Annotated in this window: 15 protein-coding genes; 6 read left to right on the top strand and 9 right to left on the bottom strand. The window is 68.7% G+C overall.

Annotated features, from left to right (window positions below; all coding sequences use genetic code 11):
• Window positions 1–180: 180 nt before the first annotated feature.
• Window positions 181–819, top strand: a complete 639-nt coding sequence (locus V1318_RS14400) for a TIGR00645 family protein (protein ID WP_332940399.1) — start codon at window positions 181–183, stop codon at window positions 817–819.
• A gap of 90 nt (window positions 820–909) precedes the next feature.
• Here V1318_RS14400 and V1318_RS14395 read toward each other — a convergent pair whose 3' ends face one another.
• Entirely contained in the window at window positions 910–1,140 is a 231-nt protein-coding gene (locus V1318_RS14395; RefSeq protein ID WP_332940397.1) for a hypothetical protein, read from the bottom strand.
• Window positions 1,141–1,307: 167 nt separating this feature from the next.
• Window positions 1,308–2,264 carry a hypothetical protein gene (locus tag V1318_RS14390; protein WP_332940396.1) on the bottom strand — a complete coding sequence of 319 codons (957 nt, stop codon included), beginning with the start codon at window positions 2,262–2,264 and terminating at the stop codon, window positions 1,308–1,310.
• Window positions 2,265–2,324: 60 nt separating this feature from the next.
• Between V1318_RS14390 and uvrD the strand changes: the two genes are divergently transcribed.
• A complete protein-coding gene (gene uvrD, locus V1318_RS14385) occupies window positions 2,325–4,502 on the top strand; it encodes a DNA helicase II (protein WP_332940395.1) in 2,178 nt (725 codons plus the stop codon).
• Between the two features lie 335 nt (window positions 4,503–4,837).
• On the opposite strand, the gene V1318_RS14380 is transcribed toward uvrD, so the two are convergent.
• From V1318_RS14380 to V1318_RS14370, 3 genes are all read right to left on the bottom strand, one after another.
• Window positions 4,838–6,565: a hypothetical protein gene (locus V1318_RS14380; protein ID WP_332940394.1), complete on the bottom strand. Its 1,728-nt coding sequence runs from the start codon at window positions 6,563–6,565 to the stop codon at window positions 4,838–4,840.
• A 325-nt stretch (window positions 6,566–6,890) separates the two neighbouring features.
• Complete coding sequence (locus V1318_RS14375; RefSeq protein ID WP_332940393.1) at window positions 6,891–7,328, bottom strand: GNAT family N-acetyltransferase; 438 nt, start codon at window positions 7,326–7,328, stop codon at window positions 6,891–6,893.
• 14 nt (window positions 7,329–7,342) lie between these two features.
• Window positions 7,343–7,642: a DUF2782 domain-containing protein gene (locus tag V1318_RS14370; RefSeq protein ID WP_091637299.1), complete on the bottom strand. Its 300-nt coding sequence runs from the start codon at window positions 7,640–7,642 to the stop codon at window positions 7,343–7,345.
• A 228-nt stretch (window positions 7,643–7,870) separates the two neighbouring features.
• Here V1318_RS14370 and polA point away from each other — a divergent pair, with 228 nt between their 5' ends.
• On the top strand, window positions 7,871–10,639 hold the full coding sequence (polA, locus tag V1318_RS14365; RefSeq protein WP_332940391.1) for a DNA polymerase I: 2,769 nt from the start codon (window positions 7,871–7,873) through the stop codon (window positions 10,637–10,639).
• A 392-nt stretch (window positions 10,640–11,031) separates the two neighbouring features.
• Window positions 11,032–11,526, top strand: a complete 495-nt coding sequence (locus V1318_RS14360; RefSeq protein ID WP_332940390.1) for a YetF domain-containing protein — start codon at window positions 11,032–11,034, stop codon at window positions 11,524–11,526.
• A 72-nt stretch (window positions 11,527–11,598) separates the two neighbouring features.
• Here V1318_RS14360 and hemF read toward each other — a convergent pair whose 3' ends face one another.
• The 4 genes from hemF to V1318_RS14340 form a co-directional block, all read right to left on the bottom strand.
• Window positions 11,599–12,498: an oxygen-dependent coproporphyrinogen oxidase gene (gene hemF, locus V1318_RS14355; RefSeq protein ID WP_332940389.1), complete on the bottom strand. Its 900-nt coding sequence runs from the start codon at window positions 12,496–12,498 to the stop codon at window positions 11,599–11,601.
• Window positions 12,499–12,560: 62 nt separating this feature from the next.
• A complete protein-coding gene (locus V1318_RS14350; protein ID WP_332940388.1) occupies window positions 12,561–13,244 on the bottom strand; it encodes a hypothetical protein in 684 nt (227 codons plus the stop codon).
• A 65-nt stretch (window positions 13,245–13,309) separates the two neighbouring features.
• Window positions 13,310–14,392, bottom strand: coding sequence for a hypothetical protein (locus V1318_RS14345; protein WP_332940387.1), 1,083 nt, complete (start codon window positions 14,390–14,392; stop codon window positions 13,310–13,312).
• A gap of 106 nt (window positions 14,393–14,498) precedes the next feature.
• A complete protein-coding gene (locus V1318_RS14340) occupies window positions 14,499–16,889 on the bottom strand; it encodes a prolyl oligopeptidase family serine peptidase (protein ID WP_332940386.1) in 2,391 nt (796 codons plus the stop codon).
• A 170-nt stretch (window positions 16,890–17,059) separates the two neighbouring features.
• Between V1318_RS14340 and V1318_RS14335 the strand changes: the two genes are divergently transcribed.
• Together V1318_RS14335 and cydB are read left to right on the top strand one after the other, a co-directional pair.
• Window positions 17,060–18,472 carry a cytochrome ubiquinol oxidase subunit I gene (locus V1318_RS14335; protein WP_332940385.1) on the top strand — a complete coding sequence of 471 codons (1,413 nt, stop codon included), beginning with the start codon at window positions 17,060–17,062 and terminating at the stop codon, window positions 18,470–18,472.
• A gap of 71 nt (window positions 18,473–18,543) precedes the next feature.
• A complete protein-coding gene (gene cydB / locus V1318_RS14330; RefSeq protein ID WP_332940384.1) occupies window positions 18,544–19,551 on the top strand; it encodes a cytochrome d ubiquinol oxidase subunit II in 1,008 nt (335 codons plus the stop codon).
• Window positions 19,552–20,144 lie beyond the last annotated feature (593 nt).

Genomic DNA, 20,144 nt, shown 5'->3' with positions numbered 1-20,144 from the left:
GGGACGAAGGGCGAGTGTAAGCGCAGCGCCGGGCGGCGGTCCCGGCAGGCGGAGAACGGCCCGTTCCGGCGGCGTGGCCGCGCCGCGCCGCGCGGCGCTTCGTTCAGGCGGCGACTTGGCGCGGTCATGGCCGCGCCGTTACCCTGGACGGCCTTAAATACCAGCCCGCCAGGCCATCGCATGACCGTCGAGCGTACCGAACGCCTTAATCCGCTGCCCGCGCTGATCTTCAGCTCGCGCTGGCTGCAGCTGCCGCTGTACCTGGGCCTGATCGTCGCCCAAGGCGTCTACGTGTTCTTGTTCGTCAAGGAACTGTGGCACCTGATCCACGGCGCCAACACCTTGAACGAGCAGGGCATCATGCTGATCGTGCTGGGCCTGATCGACGTGGTCATGATCTCCAACCTGCTGGTGATGGTGATCGTCGGCGGCTACGAAACCTTCGTCTCGCGCCTGCGGCTGGAAGGCCATCCGGACCAGCCGGAGTGGCTGAGCCACGTCAACGCCTCGGTGCTCAAGGTCAAGCTGGCGATGGCGATCATCGGCATCTCCTCGATCCACCTGCTCAAGACCTTCATCGCGGCCGGCGACCTGGGCCTGCCGATGTGCAACACGGTGGAGGCGATCAACGCCAGCCGCGCCGCCGCCGACGCGGTGGCCGCCGGGATGAAGGACGTGGTCGCCAAGTGCACCACCTCGACCTCGACCGGCGTGATGTGGCAGACCATCATCCACATGGTCTTCATCGTCTCGGCGATCGGCATCGCGATGACCGACAAGCTGATGTCGCACGCGCCTAAGGCCAAGCCGGCGCATTGAGCCCCAAGGCCGGCCTTCCGGAACGGAGCGGGCGCTAGCGCGCGGCGCGGCAAAGACGCAGGGGCGCGAGCCCCTGCGTCCGCCGCTGCGTCACAGCGGGATGCAGTTGTTGCCGTTGGAGTCGCAGACGTACTGCAGCAGGAAATACCACTGGGTGCCGTCGCATTCCCAGACGATATAGCCGGAGCCGAACTGGGTGGAGGTCTGCGAGCCGGCGTTGGAGGCGTCGCAGGTAGCGGTCGGCGGCGGCCAGGCATTCGCGCTGGAGCTCATTCCCAGGCCGAGCAACGCGATCGCCGCGCCGAGCATGATCTTGTGCATCTGTAAGACTCCTTGTCCGATGCCGCTGTGCGAGTGCGGAGAATTCCGGCAGGCAGCGGCGTCTCTGCCGAATCCATGGCCTAACGCGTCTACCGTCGCAATCTAGCATCGGTGCCCCGACGTGGGCACCGCCGCGCGCGCCGATGCGCCGAACCGGGTCGGCGCGGTCAATGCGCCGCCTTGCGCGAACCCATGATGGCGTTGCGCAATTTCTGCGCATCGGCGCGCGGCGAGTAGCCCAGGCCGCCGGCGTCGGCTTCCAGGCCCAGCTCGGCGTAGGCGACGCCCAGGTCCGGAAACTCGCGCGAGCTGGCATAGCGCCGGTACAGGCGCAGGAATACGCCGTCGCCGCCCAGGCGATCCAGCTCGGCCGCGAAGTCCCGCGGCGACACCGCGTCCGCATCCGCATCCGCCGCGTCCAGGCAGCAACGCGCGTAGCGCGATAGCACCGTGTCCAGATCCAGTCCGTGTTCGCGGCGCAGCGCCAGGTCCGCTTCCAGCCAATAGGCCGCGCCGGCCCAGTACACGCGCATGGTGCCGCCGCGGCCCAGCGCCTCCAGCGGCGCGCCCGGGCCCAGCCGGCGGCCGCGGCCGAAACCGGCGTCGAGCGCGCGCCAGGCCTGGTCCTGGCTGAGCAGGCCGGCGCGCGCGCGCAGCACGTTCTGGTAGTAGCTGGCCAGGCCCTCGGCCATCCAGCGGCCCTCGCGGCCCAGATAGGGATGGAACAGGTGCGAGAGCTCGTGCACCGCGGTCCAGTCGCCGCGCAGCTGGGCCAGGCTGGCGTCGCGGCGCACGTACAGCAGCACCGCCACGCCGTCGTCGCGCCGGGTCTGGCCCCAGGGCACCGGGCTGGGATCGCGGCTGTCGATCTCGCGGATCCGCACCTGCGCGTTGCGCAGCGGATAGCGCCCGAACGCGGTCAGGGCCGCGTCCGCGCATTCGGCCAGCCAGCGCTGCAGCAGCGCCGCGCGCTCGGGGTCGGACACGCCTTCCACGCTCACCTGCAGCGCATTGGCGCCGCTGCGCAGGGTGCGCGCGGCGCCGGCATCGCCGTCGGCGCGCGCCGGCGGGCCCGCCAGGGCGAGCGCGCACAAGGTCAGCAGCAGCGAGGGCAGAGGGCGCATGCGCATTGGATGTCCAGGCCCGAGCAAGGTTCCCGCGGGTGCGGCCGCTACAATACGACGATGGACGTATCGCACCTGCTCGACGCACTCAATCCCGCCCAACGCGAAGCCGTATCGGCCGCCCCCGGCCACTATCTGGTCCTGGCCGGCGCCGGCTCGGGCAAAACCCGCGTCCTCACCCACCGCATCGCCTGGCTCAACGAAGTCTTCGGCGTGCCCACCCACGGGATCCTGGCGGTGACCTTCACCAACAAGGCCGCCGGCGAGATGCGCAACCGCGTCGAGCTGCAGCTGCGCAACGGCGCGCGCGGCATGTGGATCGGCACCTTCCACGGCCTGGCCCACCGCCTGCTGCGCCTGCACTGGCAGGACGCCAAGCTGCCCGAGGGCTTCCAGGTGCTGGACAGCGACGACCAACTGCGCCTGGTCAAGCGCGTGGTGCAGTCGCTGGAACTGGACGAGGCGCGCTTCCCGCCGCGCCAGATCGCCTGGTGGATCAACGCCCAGAAGGACGAAGGCCGCCGCCCCGAGCACATCCAGCCGGCCGCCGACCCCTGGGCCGACGCCATGCGGCGTGCCTATGAGGCCTACCAGGAGCGCTGCGAACGCGCCGGCCTGGTCGACTTCGCCGAGCTGCTGCTGCGCGCGCACGAGCTGCTGCGCGACAACCCGGCCCTGCTCGCGCACTACCGCCACCGCTTCCGCGAAATCCTGGTCGACGAGTTCCAGGACACCAACGCCATCCAGTACGCCTTCGTGCGCGTGCTGGCCGGCGACAGCGGCCACGTGTTCGTGGTCGGCGACGACGACCAGGCCATCTACGGTTGGCGTGGCGCCAAGGTCGAGAACGTGCAGCGTTTCCTGCGCGACTTCCCCGGCGCCCAGACCATCCGCCTGGAGCAGAACTACCGCTCCAGCGCCAACATCCTGGAAGCCGCCAACGCGGTGATCGCGCACAACCCCGACCGCCTGGGCAAGAAGCTGTGGACCGACACCGGCCAGGGCGAGCCGATCGACCTGTATGCGGCCTACAACGAAATGGACGAGGCCCGCTTCGTGGTCGAGCGCCTGCGCCAGTGGGTGCGCGACGGCGGCAGCCACGGCGACGTCGCCATCCTGTACCGCAGCAACGCGCAATCGCGCGCCTACGAAGAAGCGCTGCTGTCCGAACAGGTGCCCTACCGCGTCTACGGCGGCCAGCGCTTCTTCGAGCGCGCCGAAATCAAGGACACCCTGGCCTACCTGCGCCTGGTCGCCAACCGCGCCGACGACGCCGCCTTCGAGCGCGCGGTCAACACGCCCACCCGCGGCATCGGCGAACGCACCCTGGACGAGGTGCGCAAGCGCGCGCGCGCCGACGGCGCGCCGCTGTGGGTCGCGGCGCGCTGGATGACCGAGGAAACCCTGCTGGCGGCGCGCGCGCGCAACGCGCTGGCGGGCTTCATCAAGCTGATCGACGAACTCGAGGCCGGGCTGGGCACGATGCCGCTGCCGGAGAAGATCGACCACGTGCTGCAGCGTTCGGGCCTGCGCGAGCACTACGCCAACGAGTCGCGCGGCCAGCTCGATTCGCGCACCGACAACCTGGACGAGCTGGTCTCGGTGGCCTCGCGCTTCACCCGCAGCGACGAAGACGACGCCGCGGCGATGCCGGAGCTGATCGCCTTCCTCAGCTACGCCGCGCTCGAGGCCGGCGAAGGCCAGGCCCAGGCCGGTGACGACGGCGTGCAGCTGATGACCCTGCACAGCGCCAAGGGCCTGGAGTTCCCGCTGGTGTTCCTGGGCGGCCTGGAAGAGGGCCTGTTTCCCAGCAACCGCTCCACCGAGGAATCCGGGCGCCTGGAAGAGGAGCGCCGCTTGGCCTACGTGGGCATCACCCGCGCGCGCCAGAAGCTGGTGCTCAGCTACGCCGAGACCCGCCGCATCCACGGCATGGACATGTTCGGGGTGCCCTCGCGCTTCCTGCGCGAGATACCGCCGTCGCTGCTGCACGAGGTGCGGCCCAAGGTGCAGGTCTCGCGGCCGGTGTTCGGCAACCAGCCGCGCCGCGACTACGGCCATGCCGCGATCGAGGCGCCGCCGGTCAAGCTGGGCGCGCAGGTGCGCCACGCCAGCTTCGGCGTCGGCACCGTGACCGATTACGAAGGCAGCGGCGCGCACGCGCGCGTGCAGATCAACTTCGACGAGGCCGGCAGCAAGTGGTTGGTGCTGGCGTACGCGAACCTGCAGCCGGCGTGATGGAGTAGCGGTCCTGCGAGCCGCGTCCGCGTGCCGCCGCGGGGATGCAAGCTCGCGCACATCCGCGGGAGCAGCACAGGCCGCGATGCTCTGCGCCCGCCTGCGCCTTCAGGCATCGCAGCGCTGGAAAGAGCCCCTCTCCCGTGCATGGGAGAGGGGTTGGGGTGAGGGCTCGCAGGCTAACGATCTCGCGCCGTCGTCTGCGCGACGCACGCCCTCATCCGCGCTTCGGACCCCTTCTCCCGCGAGCGGGAGAAGGGGTGAAGCCGGTCTGTCGGTGAATGGTTGCGATGCCATCGGTAGGGGCCGATCGCATCGCAACGCTGGTCAAACCCTCACTGCTCCGGTCGGGCCTCGTCCGGCACGCCGTTGCGGTCCTCGTCCTTGGACACGCCGGTGCGGATATCGATCAGATCGTCCTGGCCGTTGCGGTTGAGGTCCGGCACCACGCCGCCCACCTGGTAGTAGATGGTGTTCTGCTGAGGTCCTTGCACGAACTTGCGCAGGCTCGGATCCCAATAGGTCGCATTGGGTTCGATCACGTTCGCGACCAGGTAGGTGTAGGTGTTCGGGAACAGGCTCAGCGCATTGCCCTTGTGGCAGTAGCGGATCTCGCCCGAGGCGTGGTCGCCCGGCCCCTGCCTGGACGCGCCCTTGGCGCCCTGCGGGCAGTCCTCGGGCTTGTAGACGATGTCCACGGTGCGCGGATCGGTGAGCTTGCCCAGCGGCACCTGCAGGCGATCGGCCACGGTCTGCTTGCGGATCACGCTGCTGGAGAAGAACTCCACCGGCTGCCCGCGCACGTCGACCGGGCGGCCGTCGCGCATCATCGCCGAGATGTCGAGCATGCGCGGCGAACGGAAGATCTGCACTTCCGACAACTCCAGCGCGCCGGCGGCGGGGTTGGTGTTGAAGAAGTTCAGATTGAACGCGCCGGTGGCGAAGTCGATGTCGCCGGCGTCGTAACCGGCCAGGCGCGGCGCCAACGGCAGCAGGGTGGCGCCGTTGAACAGCTGCACGTCGAACACGATCACGCTGGCGCCGCCGGCGAAGCTGGCGCCGGTATGGAAGGGCGCGGCCGGCATCACCACGCCTGCGGTCGGCCCGCTCCAGGGCTTGGCGGTGGCGAAGTCCAGGTTGTGCACGTAATAGACGTTGCCCTGGAAGTTCTGGGTGCCGCCGGTGTAGCTCACCGTCGGGTTCTGCCAGGGGCTTTCCGAGCCGTTGTACCACCAGTTGATGCTCAGGCTGTTGCTGGTGCTGAGCAGCTTGATGCGCATCTTGTTGGCGTTGGTGTTGTTGGGATTGACGAAGTCCCAGTTGTGCAGGGTCTTGGTGTTGAGGCCGACGTTGTGGCCGAGGATCTCGTACTCGGTGTCGCTGAAGTGGCGGTTGCGCGAGGCCCGCATTTCGCCGGTCAGGCCGGTCGAACCGGTGGCCATGATGTGCCAGTTCTGCGCGTCCTCGGTCGGTCGCGGCGCGGAGTGGCCGTGCGCGGCGCCGTAGTTGTGCGCGGCTTCGTGCGAGGTCGTGGTGCCGATCGCGGTGGACCAGCGCTCCAGGGTCGAGCCGATGCCGTTGAGCGGTTGCCCGGCCGCGCCGTAGGTGTCCTTGAACGATTTCGCCCAGACCCGGGCGTAGTCCTGCGGATCGGCGTCGTTGGTGTCCACGGCCTGGGCCTGGCCGAACAGGCTGCCGGCGGTGTCGGAGCCGACCGCCACGATCTGCCAACGCGGTTCCGTCGGGCTGGGCAGGGTGGTGACCGGATTGACCTTGACGTTGAACTCGCAGTAGTCGTCGATGACGAAATCGCTGATGCGATTGCGCAGCGTCGTGGTGCTGCCCACGACCGGGTCCAGGTCGGCGACGTTGAATGGCGCCGCCGACGTCGACGGACCGATGGACGGGAACGGCGTGACGACGGTGGGGTACAGCACATACAGCTGGTTGGTCTTCGGCTGGGCGAGGACGTTGGCTGGGCAGGTCGGGGCCGCGTTGGCGGCGGGTGCGATCAGCGCAAGGGCGATCAGCGCAGACAAGCTGCGCGGCTTGAGACTAAGCATCGGTAAACCTCCATGTTGGACATCGGAACCGGCCTTCTAGGCCGGACCGGCGCGACCGGTTCCACGCCGGCACGCTAGGTTTAACGCAAGCGCCCGGGCCAAAAGGGCCGATGAGGCAAAGCCGTTTGTGCGCGCCATTCCAGAACGGCATCAAGACCGCGACGAACGGCAACGCGGCCCGCGCGGGCGCGGCCGGAACCCGCGCCGCCGGCACGGAAAGGCGGCAGCCAACTTGCAATCGGCTTGAGCAGGTGGGCTTGCGCGCCCCTGCATCGATGCGCCGGAGCCGGCATGCGCGCGCGCGACGAGTCGCATCGCGACGGGACTATTCGCCCAGCGCGATCCCGAAATGGAAAGCCTCGATGCGCAGCCCTTCGCGCAGATAGAAGGCATGCGCGTCGCGGCGCTGGGTGCCCGAATCCAGCTGCAGGCGCGCGCAGCCCAGGCGCCGGGCCTCGGCCTTGAGCCAATCCAGCATGGCCTTGCCATGGCCGCGGCTGCGCACGGTCTGGTCGGTGACCAGATCGTCGACGTAGACGTGCAGGCCGACCGCGAGCATCTCCATCACCCGCCAGCACGCGAACGCGCGCGGCGTGCCGCCGGCGTCGAACAGCACGCTGACCCGGCAACCCTGGGCGATCTGGCGCTGGATCTGGGCGAGGAAACGCTCCTCGTCGAATTCGGGCCGCAGCTGCGACACCAGCGGCCAGACCGCGCGCAACTCGTCTTCGCCGCGCAGGACGCGGATCGTGTGTTCGGACATGGGCGCGTCGGTCCTTACCAGCTGAAGAGCTTGTACTGCACCGGCGAGATCGGGCCTTCGCCCTTGCTGCTGTCCAGGGTACCGTCGCCGTCGCTGTCGACCAGGTAGTAGACCGGCCCGCGCAACGGCGTGATCTTGACCACGCGCAGCTGGCCGGCGACGCGGTATTCTTCGACGCTGTCGCCGTCCTGGGTGGCGCGGCGGGTGACCTCGGGATTGCTCAGGTCTGCGGTGGGGTCGCCGCCGCCCATCGTGGCGCAGCCGGCCAGGGGAGCGAGCAGCAACAGGGCGAGCGATGCGGTGAGGGTGCGCATGGCGGTTCTCCGGAATCCAGGCCGTCAGCATACCCCCGGGGCCCGTGAAGCGGCCGCATCGAAGCAGCGGAACAAGAGCCCCCTTACGTTAAGGGGGCGGCCTTCCGGAGGAAGGCGGGGTTGTGGGATGCAATCCGGATCGCCACGAAACGAGGATTTCCGCGCTCCTTTCCGACGTCAGCCTCAGCATTCGCGGCAGGCGCGACCGGCGGGCGTAGAATCGCCCGCATGAAAAGACTCGTCCTGATCGATGGCTCCAGCTATCTCTACCGCGCCTTCCATGCCTTGCCGCCGCTGAGCAACGACGCCGGCGAACCCACCGGCGCCCTGTTCGGCGTGGTCAACATGCTGCGCGCGACCTTGAACGAACGCCCGGACTACGTGGCCTTCGTGGTCGACGCGCCCGGCAAGACCTTCCGCGACGATCTGGACCCGCAGTACAAGGCCAATCGCCCGCCGATGCCCGAGGACCTGCGCGCGCAGGTGCTGCCGATGTGCGAGATCGTCGAGGCCCTGGGCATTCCGATCCTGCGCATCGACGGCGTCGAGGCCGACGACGTGATCGGCACCCTGGCGCTGCGCGCCGCCGGCGACGGCATCGACGTCACCATCTCCACCGGCGACAAGGACTTCGCCCAGCTGGTGCGCCCGGGCGTGGCCCTGGTCAACACCATGACCGGCAGCCGCATGGATTCCGACGACAGCGTGATCGCCAAGTTCGGCGTGCGCCCCAACCAGGTGATCGACCTGCTGTCGCTGATGGGCGACAGCGTCGACAACATCCCCGGCGTCGAGAAGTGCGGCCCCAAGACCGCGGCCAAGTGGCTGGCCGAGTACGACAGCCTGGACGGGGTGATCGCGCACGCCGACCAGATCAAGGGCAAGATCGGCGAGAACCTGCGCACCGCGCTGCCGCGCCTGCCGCTGAACCGCCAGCTGGCGACGATCAAGACCGACGTGAGCCTGGAGCGCGGCCCGGCCGAACTGGCGCTGCGCGAGCGCCACGCCGAGGACCTGCGCCGGCTGTACGCGCGTTACGGCTTCAAGCAGGCCCTGCGCGAGCTGGAAGGCGGCGCCGGCAGCGCCGAGAACGAACTCGCCGCCGACCGTGCCGGCCTGCGCGCGACCGCGGCCGGGCATGCGCGCTCGTCCGCGTCCGCGGAAGCGCCCGACGCCGCGCTCGCGGTCAAGGGCGAGTACGAGACCGTCGTCGAGCCGGCCCAGCTCGAGGCCCTGGTCGCCGCGCTGCGCGGCGCCGGCGAATTCGCCTTCGATTGCGAGACCGATTCGCTGGACCCGATGCGCGCGCGCCTGGTCGGCCTGAGCTTCGCGATCGAGCCCGGCCGCGCCTGGTACGTCCCGGTCGGTCACGATTACCCGGGCGTGCCCGCGCAGCTGGCGCTGGATGCGGTGCGCGACGCGCTGCGCCCGGTGTTCGCCGACCCGGCCCGGCGCAAACTCGGCCAGCACGGCAAGTACGACCTGCACGTGCTGCGCCGCCACGGCATCGACGTCGCCGGCTATGCCGACGACACCATGCTGGAGAGCTTCGTCTACAACGCCACCGCCAGCCGCCACGACATGGATTCGCTGGCCAAGCGCTATCTGGGCTACGACACCGTCAAGTACGCCGACGTGACCGGCAAGGGCGCCAAGGCGATCTCGTTCTCGCAGGTCGCGCTGGACGACGCCACCCGCTACGCCGCCGAGGACGCCGACGTGACCCTGCGCCTGCACCGCGTGTTGGGCGCCCGGCTGGCGGCCGAGCCCGCGCTGGAGCGCGTCTACCGCGAGATCGAGATCCCGCTGGTGCCGGTGCTGGAGCGCATCGAGGCCAACGGCGTGATGATCGACGCCGACGAGTTGCGCCGGCAATCGCAGGACCTGGGCAAGCGCATGCTCGCCGCCCAGCAGAAAGCCACCGAGCTGGCCGGGCGCACCTTCAACCTGGATTCGCCCAAGCAGTTGCAGGCCCTGCTGTTCGACGAGCTCAAGCTGCCGGCGTTGATCAAGACGCCCACCGGCCAGCCCAGCACCAACGAAGAGGCGCTGGAGGCGATCGCCGACCAGCACGAGCTGCCGCGCATCATCCTGGAGTACCGCGGCCTGGCGAAGCTGCGCAGCACCTACACCGACAAGCTGTCGGAGATCGTCAATCCCGACACCGGCCGCGTCCACACCAGCTACCACCAGGCCGGCGCGGCCACCGGGCGGCTGGCGTCCAGCGACCCCAACCTGCAGAACATTCCGATCCGCACCGAGGACGGCCGCCGCATCCGCCGCGCCTTCGTCGCCCCGCAAGGCTGCAAGCTGGTCGCTTGCGACTATTCGCAGATCGAACTGCGCATCATGGCCCACCTGTCCGAGGACGAAGGCCTGCTGCGCGCGTTCGCCTCAGGTGCCGACATCCACCGCGCGACCGCGGCGGAGGTGTTCGGCAAGCCCATGGACGAGGTCAGCGGCAACGAGCGCCGCGCCGCCAAGGCGATCAACTTCGGCCTCATGTACGGCATGAGCGCCTTCGGCCTGGCGCGCCAGCTCGGCATTGGCCGCGGCGAGGCCCAGGACTACATCGCCCTGTACTTCAGCCGCTACCCGGGCGTGCGCGACTTCATGGAGCGCACCCGCCAGGAAGCGCGCGAGCGCGGCTACGTCGAGACCGTGTTCGGGCGCCGTCTGTACCTGGAGAACATCAAGGCCTCCAACCAGGGCCTGCGCGCGGGCGCCGAGCGCGCCGCGATCAACGCGCCGATGCAGGGCACCGCGGCCGACATCATCAAGCGCGCCATGATCGCCATCGACGCCTGGCTGGCCGGGCAGGGCGGCCAGGCCCGGATGATCCTGCAGGTGCACGACGAACTGGTGTTCGAGACCCAGGCCGGCTTCGTCGACACCCTGATCGCCCAGGCCGGGGGGATGATGTCCGCGGCGGCCGAGCTGAGGGTGCCGCTCGTCGTCGACAGCGGGGTCGGCGATAATTGGGACGAAGCGCATTAATAATCGGGAAAGCCCGTCGTTGCTGGGTTTGGCAGAATGAATCGGTCCTGAATCCAACAAATTATTAACTTCGATCTTCACGAACTATCCATGTGCCAGGTGGTCATATAGGTCGCGACAGATGCAACGTCTGTCGCTGATCTCTCCCTCCCCTGGAGTGATCCCGGAGCGAAGGCCCCTCCCCAGGCCCCGCTCCACCAGCCCCGCCGGCCCCCCCTGCCTGCGGGGCTTTTTATTTGTGTCGCCAAAACCGCCGCGGCCGCATTCCGGATGGCGGCAGGCACCCTTCCTGCTTCTTGGCGACACCGGCCCGCTCGTGGCCCATACGCGCGGCGCGTGCCGCTCGGCCACAATCCCCGCTAACGCCACCACCGCCCAGCAGGAGTGCTTGCATGTCCGACGCCTTCGATCTGTCGATGCCGTGGTGGCATTACGTGCTGCGCGCCTGCGTCGTGTACTTCGTGCTGTTGTTGATGATCCGCGCCTCGGGCAAGCGCACGATGGGGCAGTTCACCTCGTTCGACATGCTGCTGATCGTACTGTTGGGCAACGCGGTGCAGAACGCCCTGCTGGGCACCGACACCAGCGTCGGCGGCGGCCTGATCCTGGCCGCGACCCTGATGCTGTTGAACTGGGGCGTGGGCTACGTGGCCTCGCGCAGCGACCGCGCCGAGCGCGCGCTGGAAGGCGTGCCGGTGGTGCTGGCGCGCGACGGCCACGTCTATCGCGAGGTGCTGCGGCGCGAGCTGGTCAGCCGCGCCGATTTCCATAAGGCCATGCGCGAGAACGACTGCGCCGAGGTCGACGAGATCGGCCTGGCGATGCTGGAGACCAACGGCCACATCACCATCCTCAGCCGCGAGAAGGGGCACGCTCCCCTGCGGTGAGTGAGAAGTGAGTAGTGAGTAAGAGCGGCTTTCGCTCACTCCTCACTCCTCACTCTGCTACTCGCTGCTGCTTCAAAGCCAGTCGCGCGGCACCAGGTACTCGGCCAGTCTGGCTTCTTCGCTGCCGGCTTCGGGTGTGTAGCCGTATTCCCAGCGCGCCAGCGGCGGCAGGCTCATCAGGATCGACTCGGTGCGACCGCCCGATTGCAGGCCGAACAGGGTGCCGCGGTCCAGGACCAGGTTGAACTCGACGTAGCGCCCGCGCCGGTAGAGCTGGAACTGGCGCTCGCGCTCGCCGTAGGGCGTGTCGCGGCGGCGCTCGACCAGCGGCAGGTAGGCCTCGAGGAAGCCGTCGCCGACCGCGCGCTGATAGGCGAAATCGCGCTCGAAGTCCTCGTGCAGATCGTCGAAGAACAAGCCGCCGACGCCGCGGGTCTCGTTGCGGTGCTTGAGGAAGAAATAGTCGTCGCACCAGCGCTTGTGCGCGGCGTAGCGCTGCTCGCCGCCGTAGGGCTCGCACAGCGCGCGCGCGGTGCGGTGCCAGTGAAGCACGTCTTCGTCGAAGGGATAGAACGGGGTCAGATCGAAGCCGCCGCCGAACCACCAGGCCACGGTCTCGCCCTCGCGCATCGCGCGGAAGTGGCGCACGTTGGCGTGGGTGGTGGGCAGATAGGGGTTGTGCGGATGAAACACCAGCGACACCCCGACCGCGCGCCAGGACGCGCCCGCCAGCTCCGGCCGCGCCGCGCTCGCCGACGGCGGCAGCTGGGTGCCGGAGACGTCGGAGAAGCCGATCCCGGCCTGTTCGAACACCCGGCCGCCGCGCAGGACGCGGGTGCGTCCGCCGCCGCCTTCGGCGCGCTGCCATATGTCCTCGGCGAAGCGCGCGCCGCCGTCGGCCTGTTCGATGGCGGCGCAGATGCGGTCCTGCAGGCCGGTGAGATAGTCGCGTACGCGGTCGAAATCGTTCATGGCGCACATTCTACCGGGCCGCGCGCGCCTGCCAGGGCGCCGCCGATACGCGGCGGCAGGCCTCAGGGCCCGGTCGCGGGCGTCACGGCGATGGTGAAGTCCGAACCGCCGTTCGCGGCGGGCTGGTGCTTCACCGTCAGCGCGACCTCCTGGCCGCAGCCCTTGAGCAGCCAGCGCTCGGTGGCGCCGGTATCGGTCTTGGAGCTTTCCAGCACGCTGCCTTCGATGGCGTCGAAGTCCGCGCAGCCGTTGGCGGCGCTGCCGGCGACGATGGCCTGCTTGTAGATGTCGAAGCGCAGCTCCTGCGAAGTGCGGGTGTCGCCGCTGAACGGGACCGGCAGGCCGCTGGCGAAGGTCGACAGCGCGGCCGAACAGGCCTGGCCGGGGTCGGCCACGATGCCCGGCTTCAAGCTCTTGTCGAACTGCTGGCGGAAGTTGCTGCGCTGCGCGGCCGCATTGCCGCCCAGGTCCGGATAGCGGCTCAGCGCGGCGACCTGGCCGGTGGCGATGGACACCTCGCGCGGCTTGCGCCATTCCGCATAGGCGGCCTCCAGGCGGTCGATGCCGGCGTAGTTCCTGGCCCGGCACTCGGCGACGATGGACTCGCGCATCAGCGAGGTGGTGAAGTTGCGCAGCGCGACCTGCTCCTGATAGCCGGGCTTGGCGGCGCGGCCGTCCTGGGCCGCGGCCAGGGCGGGGGCGAGCAAGAGGACGGCGAGCGCGGCGCGACGGAGGCTGGGCTTCATGGCGGTTCCTTCCTGATTGCGGGCGATGCTAGCACCGCGATGTTCGTACCTGTTTACGTATCCGTTCACTCCGCCGGCGCATCCTCTACCTGCAGCAGGCTGCGCGCGCAGGCGCTCAGGCCGAACCACGGGATCAGCAGGCCCAGGACGACCCACCAGTACTGGGTTACCCAGTCGGCGAAGCCGGCCCAGATCGTAAGTGCCGAGGGTCGAGCAAGTTGATGCGTGTCGGATATCGAGGCGATCGTGGGCATGAAGGAGGTCGCGTCCAGGGCGATGGCGAGCAGCGGTGGGGCGAGCAGCAGGAAGATCAGGCCGTAACCCAGCCACTGCACCGCGAGCGTGCGTCGCAGACGGATCCAGCGTAGTGCGTCGCCCGCATCCGCCGGTAAGCGTCGCCAGCGCGAGCGCCGCAACCACAACAGAAGCACGATCGTCAGCAAGACCGATTGCAACAGCCAGTCTGCCACCGCAGCCGGCCACGCCAGCGCCGGCAGCGCCGATACCAAGGCGGCTTCTGCGTGCATCGCCATCACCGTCAAGAAGCAGATCGCCACGGTCGTGGCGATCACCGGCCAGCCCGGCCAGCCCGGTCGCCAGACCAGCGGTGGCGATGCGCGACCGACCAGTTCGCGACGCAGGCAGAACAGCGGCAACGACAGCAGGTAGGGCAATGGCAGCAACATGACGCTCCAGGCGTAGCCGGACGGCAGCCCTTCCAACAGCAAGTGGTCCGACACCAGGGCAGCCGTGCCGAGCACAACCACGAGTCCGATGCTCCACAGCACCAGCATCGGCAGCGTCCGCAGGCTCCAACGCAACGCGGCGCGTGCGCTCATGTCGCGATCAAGCCAGCGCAGCACGAGCTGCCACACCAAAGCAAGGACGCCGGCCGCGATGAAGGCGGTCAGCGCCAGCGTCAGCCACGGAGCCAATCCCGACAGCGACAGATGCCGCGCCAGCGCAAGGCCGGTCATGTCCATCAGCGCCAGCGCCTGCGAGCGCACCGGCTCGTCGAGCAGCGCATAGCCCAGCCGCGGCAGCGACAGGCACAGCGCTGCCCAGGCGCCCGCAAGCGCGGCCCAGGCCGCGCTACGGCCTACGCGCCAGGAGGAAGAGCGGGATTGGATGGCGTCGGGATCGGTCATGGCGGCGACGATACCGATTGCGCGGCGCGGCGCGGCCGCGCCGGTGGCGGGCCGGGTGCCGATCAACCGGCGGGGGGCACGGTCTCGCCGTGCGCCCCCAGGCGCCTCACTTCAAGGTACGTTCGAACAGTTCGTAGATGCGCCGGTACTCGTCGTACCAGCTGTCCGGGTGGGTGAAGCCGTGCCGCTCCATCGGGTAGGGCGCGAGTTCCCACTTGTCCTTGCGCAGCTCGATCAGGCGCTGCGACAGCATCACCGAGTCCTTGAAGAACACGTTGTCGTCGATCATGCCGTGGGCGATCAGCAGGTGGTCCTGCAGGCCTTGGGCGTATTCGATCGGCGAGGACTTCTTGTAGGCCTCCGGATCCAGCTCGGGCGTGTTGAGGATGTTGGAGGTGTACTCGTGGTTGTACTGCGACCAGTCGGTGACCGGGCGCAGCGCGGCGCCGGCCTTGAACTTGCCGGGCTCGCGGAACAGCGCCATGAAGGTCATGAAGCCGCCGTAAGAGCCGCCGTAGATGCCGGCGCGGTCGCCGTCGCCCTGCTTGTTGGCGATCAGCCAATCGCGGCCGTCCAGATAGTCCTCGAGTTCCGGGTGTCCCATCTGGCGGTAGATCGCGGTACGCCAGTCGCGGCCCAGGCCGGCGCTGGCGCGGTAGTCCAGGTCCAGCACCACATAGCCCTGCTGGACCAGCAGGTTGTGGAACATCTGTTCGCGGAAGTAATTGGGATAGCGCGCGGTGACGTTCTGCAGATAGCCGGCGCCGTGCACGAACATCACGATCGGGTACTTCTTGCCCGGCTCGTAATTCTTCGGGCCGTAGAACTTGCCCCAGATCGTGCCGGCGCCATGCTTGGACGGCACCTGCACGTATTCGGGCTGGATCCATTCGCGATTCTTGAACTCGGGCTTGCGGGTGTCGGTGAGCTTGGCCAGGCCCTCGCCATCGCTGCCGATCACCGCCAGCTGCGCCGGCATGTAGCTGGAGGAGTAGCGCAGCAGCAAACGCTTGCCGTCGGGCGAGAGCGCGAAATCCTCGACGCCGTCGAGCGCGGTGACTTCGCGCACCGCGCCGCCGTTGCGATCGACCGCGCAGACTTCGTAGTCGCCCGGCCACTTGCGGTTGCAGACGAAGTAGAAGCCGCGGCCGTCGGCACTGGGCTGCGGCGAGGACACTTCCCAGCGCCCGGAGGTGAGCGCGCGCGCACCACCGTTGCCTTCGCCGACGTACAGGTGCGCGTAGCCGCTCTGCTCGGACAGCCACCACAGCGCGGCCTCGCCGTTGCCGGCCGCCGGCAGCCAGCCGAAGTCGCTGCTGTTCCAACCGACCCAGGCCGGGTCGTTGCCGCGGTTGCGAACCACCAGCGCGGCCTTGGCCAGGTCGACCGTGGTCAGCCAGCGGTCCTTGTTGTCGATCGCGCGCACCAGCACCGCAACCTGGCGGCCGTCGTCGCTCCAGCGGATCGCCGGGCCGCTGCCGTCGCCGTCGCTCTCGATCCGCACCGCGCGATCGCCCTTGAGCGGCTCCTTGTTGGCCGCCTTGCGCAGCGCCGCCAACGGGTCCTCGCCGATGCCGGGCAGGCGATCGAACTTGAGCTCGCTGGTCTTGCCGGCGGCCACGTCTATCAGCCACAGCTTCTGCGGCAGCGGCGCGTTGCGGCCGACGCGGGTGCGCACTTCCTCGAATTCCTCGTAGCCCGACTCGGTCACGTACTTGGGCATCTTGCCGCTCTGGCCGGCGTCGGCGCCCTTGGCCTGGGTGACCGCGAGCATCCAGCGGCCGTCGGGCGAGAGCGCGCTGTCGGCGATCTCGACGTCGCTGCCCAGGTAGACCGGCGCCGGCGCGCGGCTGTTGTCGGCGCGGCGCCAGGCTTCGTCCTGTTCGCGCGCGGCCTCGCGCTTGTCGCGATCGTCCTTGAGCGTGCGGATGGTCGCCAGCTGGCGATCGCGCAGATCGTCGGCCTTCGGCGGCTTGGCCGGATCGTTCTCGGCCTTGAGCAGCGCGGCCTGGCTCACGCCCTGGCCGGCGCGCCACAGGTACCAGCTGTTGTCGACGCGGAACACGAGCTTGCCGTCGTGGCTCCATTGCGGCCGCGACTCCTTGTCGTTGCTGCGCGTGACCTGGGTCAGCGCGCCGCTGCGCAGGTCGCGCACGAACACGTCGCCGTTGCGCACGAAAGCCATGCGCGCGCGCTGCGCGTCGTACACCGGTTGCGCGGCGTCGAGGTCGGCGCGCGCGGCGCCGTCGATCTTCGCCGCCACCGCGTTCGCGCCGGCGCCCTGCTGCCAGGTATCGCGCACGGTCGCGCCTTCGCGCTTGAGCTGGTACTGCACGCGCTGGCCGTCCCAGGCCCACCACGCCTGTTCCACCGGCGGACCGATCCAGTCGGGGTCGGCCATGGTTTGGGCGAGCGTAATCGGGGTTTGGGCATAGGCGCTGGGGGCGAGCAGCAGCGCGACCAGCGACAGGGTCAAGGCGTTCGGAACGAGGCGCATCGGCGGACCTGGTTTTAGGCTAGTTTGGCAGTGACGCAGGGTAGCAGCCTCAATAGTTTGCGCGATTGGGCCATGCGTCACGGTGCTTTACCGGTCCGATGACGCGGCGCACAATGGCCCTGCGAATCTGAAGTCCCGCTGGAATTGCGGGATATGACAGGAGTCGTGCCGTGGACGCTTTGATGCTGTCGCGCATCCAGTTCGGGTTCGTGATCTCGTTCCACATCCTGTTCCCGGCCTTCACCATCGGCCTGGCGAGCTGGCTGGCCTTCGTGGAATGGCGCTGGCTGCGCACGCGCGACACCGTCTGGCGCGACCTGTTCTTCTTCTGGACCAAGATCTTCGCCGTCTCCTTCGGCATGGGCGTGGTGTCCGGTATCGTCATGAGCTTCCAGTTCGGCACCAACTGGGCCGTGCTCAGCGAACAGGCCGGCAACATCCTCGGTCCGTTGTTGTCCTACGAAGTGCTGACCGCGTTCTTCCTGGAGGCGACCTTCCTGGGCGTGATGCTGTTCGGCTGGAGCCGGGTCGAGGAGAAGATGCATTTCCTGGCCACCTGCATGGTCGCGCTGGGCACCTTGATCTCGACGTTCTGGATCATCTCGGCCAACAGCTGGATGCAGACGCCGGCCGGCTACAAGATCGTCGAGGGCGTGTTCGAGCCCGACAGCTGGTGGGCGATCGTCTTCAATCCCTCCTTCCCGTATCGCCTGGCGCACATGGTGCTGGCGGCCTTCATCACCACCTGTTTCCTGATCGGCGGCGTCAGCGCGGGCTACCTGCGTCGCGGCGTACACGTCGACGCGGCCAAGCGGATGCTGAAGGCGGCGGTGGTGTTCGCCGCGATCACGGTGCCGACCCAGGTGTACGTGGGCGATCTGCACGGTCTCAACGCGCGCGAGCATCAACCGATCAAGGTCGCGGCGATGGAAGCGCATTGGCAGGCCAAGCCCCAGGGCGAGGGCGTGCCGCTGGTGCTGTTCGCGGTGCCCAACGAGAAAGCCGAGCGCAACGATTACGAGGTCGCGATCCCGAAGCTGGGCAGCCTGATCCTGACCCACAGCCTGGACGGCGAGATCCAGCCCTTGAAGTCGGTGCCGCCGGAAGAGCGGCCGCCGGTGAAGCCGGTGTTCTACGCTTTCCGCGTCATGGTCGGCCTGGGCCTGGCGATGCTGCTGCTGGTGTTGGCCTCGCTGTGGGCATGGAAGCGCAAGCAGCTGTTCGAAGGCCGCGGCTTCGGGCGCTGGGTCTTGAACGGCTGGCGGGCGATGAGCCTGAGCGGCTTCGTCGCGATCCTGGCCGGCTGGTACGTGGTCGAGATCGGGCGCCAGCCGTACGTGATCTACGGCCTGCTGCGCACCGCCGACGCGGTCAGCGCGATCGACGGCGGCGGCGTGATGACCTCGCTGATCGTGTTCGCGGTGGCCTATCTGACCGTGTTCGGCGCCGGCATCGGTTATCTGCGCAAGCTGATCCGCAAGGGCCCGCATCCGCACGAGCCCGCGCCTCGTCCAGGAAAAGGCGAGAAGACCGCGGCGCGGCCGTTGTCGGTGCCGGACGAACCGGCCGAAACCCAGGCGTGATCGCTTGCGCGCGGCCCGCGCGCATCACGACAGTCCCGCCGCGGCGGGTGCGACACAGAAGGTGGTGGACGATGGAATACTGGCTGCCAATCGCATGGTTCGGCGTGATCGGTTTCGGCGTGCTGATGTACGTGCTGCTGGACGGCTTCGTGCTCGGCCTGGGCATCCTGGCGCCGTTCGCCGAGAACGAGGGCCAGCTCGATCACATGATGAACACCGCCGCGCCGATCTGGGACGGCAACGAGACCTGGCTGGTGCTGGGCGGCGCGGGCTTGCTGGCCGCGTTTCCCAAGGCCTACGCGGTGGTGCTGTCGGCGCTGTACCTGCCGGTATTGCTGATGCTGATCGCGCTGGTGTTCCGCGGCGTCGCCTTCGAATTCCGCTTCAAGGCGCACCGCTCCAAGCCGGCCTGGGGCGCGGCGTTCGCGCTGGGCTCGCTGCTGTGCGCGTTCGCGCAGGGCGTGATCCTGGGCGCCCTGGTCGAAGGCATGCCGCTGCAGGGCGGCAAGTACGTCGGCGGCGTGTTCGGCTGGTTCAGCCCGTTCTCGATGCTGACCGGCGCGGCGGTGGTGTTCGGTTACGCGCTGCTGGGCTCGACCTGGCTGATCCTGAAGACCGAGGGCCGCATGCAACAGATCGCGCGCAACCTGACCCGGCCGTTGGTGCTGGTGGTGGTGGTGTTCATGGGGCTGGTCAGCGCCTGGTTGCCGTTCCTGGACTCGCGGATCATGGCGCGCTGGTTCGACGGCGCGAACTTCCTGTGGCTGTCGCCAGTGCCCTTGCTGGTGCTGGTCAACGCGTTCGCGCTGTGGCGCGCGGCGATGCGCGAGGGCCGCGACCTGGCGCCGTTCGTGCTGACGCTGTGCTTCTTCGTACTCGGCTTCGCGGGGCTGGTGCTGGGCATCTGGCCGAACATCGTGCCGCCGGGGCTGACGATCTGGGACGCGGCCTCGCCGCCGTCGTCGCAGGGGTTCGTGCTGGTCGGTCTGGCGATTCTGCTGCCGGCGATCCTGGGCTATACCTATTGGTCCTACAACGTGTTCAAGGGCAAGATCGCGGCGGATGCGGGGTATCACTGAGGTGCCGCTTTCGGTAAGTGCGGCGCGGGCCGTGACCGCGAACTACGGCCACGCCGTTGGCTCGGGTTGAGCCTGCTTTCCGTGGGAGCGGCGTCCCACCGGGATTTCCTTCGGTCATAAGCCGCGATCGCGAACTCCAGCCACGTCGCTGGTTCCGAACGGGCTGGCTTTCTGTGGGAGCGGCGTGAGCCGCGATCGCGAACTGCGGCTACTGCGGTGGCTGGGCGTGCTGGGAGATCCGCTGCTGCTCTTTCTTTGCGCGTTTGGCACGAAGGTCAACGGCTTCCGCCCGCTGCGCGTGCGGGTCACTTTCTCTCGCCCAGACTCCCTGTAGGAGCGGCGCGAGCCGCGACCGCGAATTCCAGCCACGTCGCAGGTTCCGAACGGACTGGCTTTCTGTGGGAGCGGTGTGAGCCGCGATCGCGAACTTCGGCTACGGCGCTGGCCGGGCGCGTCGGGAGATTCGCCGTTGCTTTTGCTCTGCATGGCTGGCACGAAGGTCAACGGCTTTCGCCTGCTGGGCGGGTCACTTTCTCTCGCCCAGGCTCCCTGTAGGAGCGGCGCAAGCCGCGACCGCGAATTCCAGCCACGTC

Source organism: Lysobacter sp. CCNWLW3 (genome assembly GCF_036697405.1).
Lineage (GTDB): Bacteria > Pseudomonadota > Gammaproteobacteria > Xanthomonadales > Xanthomonadaceae > Lysobacter.
Note: the sequence above shows the minus strand (reverse complement) of the source record. Positions and strands in the feature narration are given on the sequence as shown.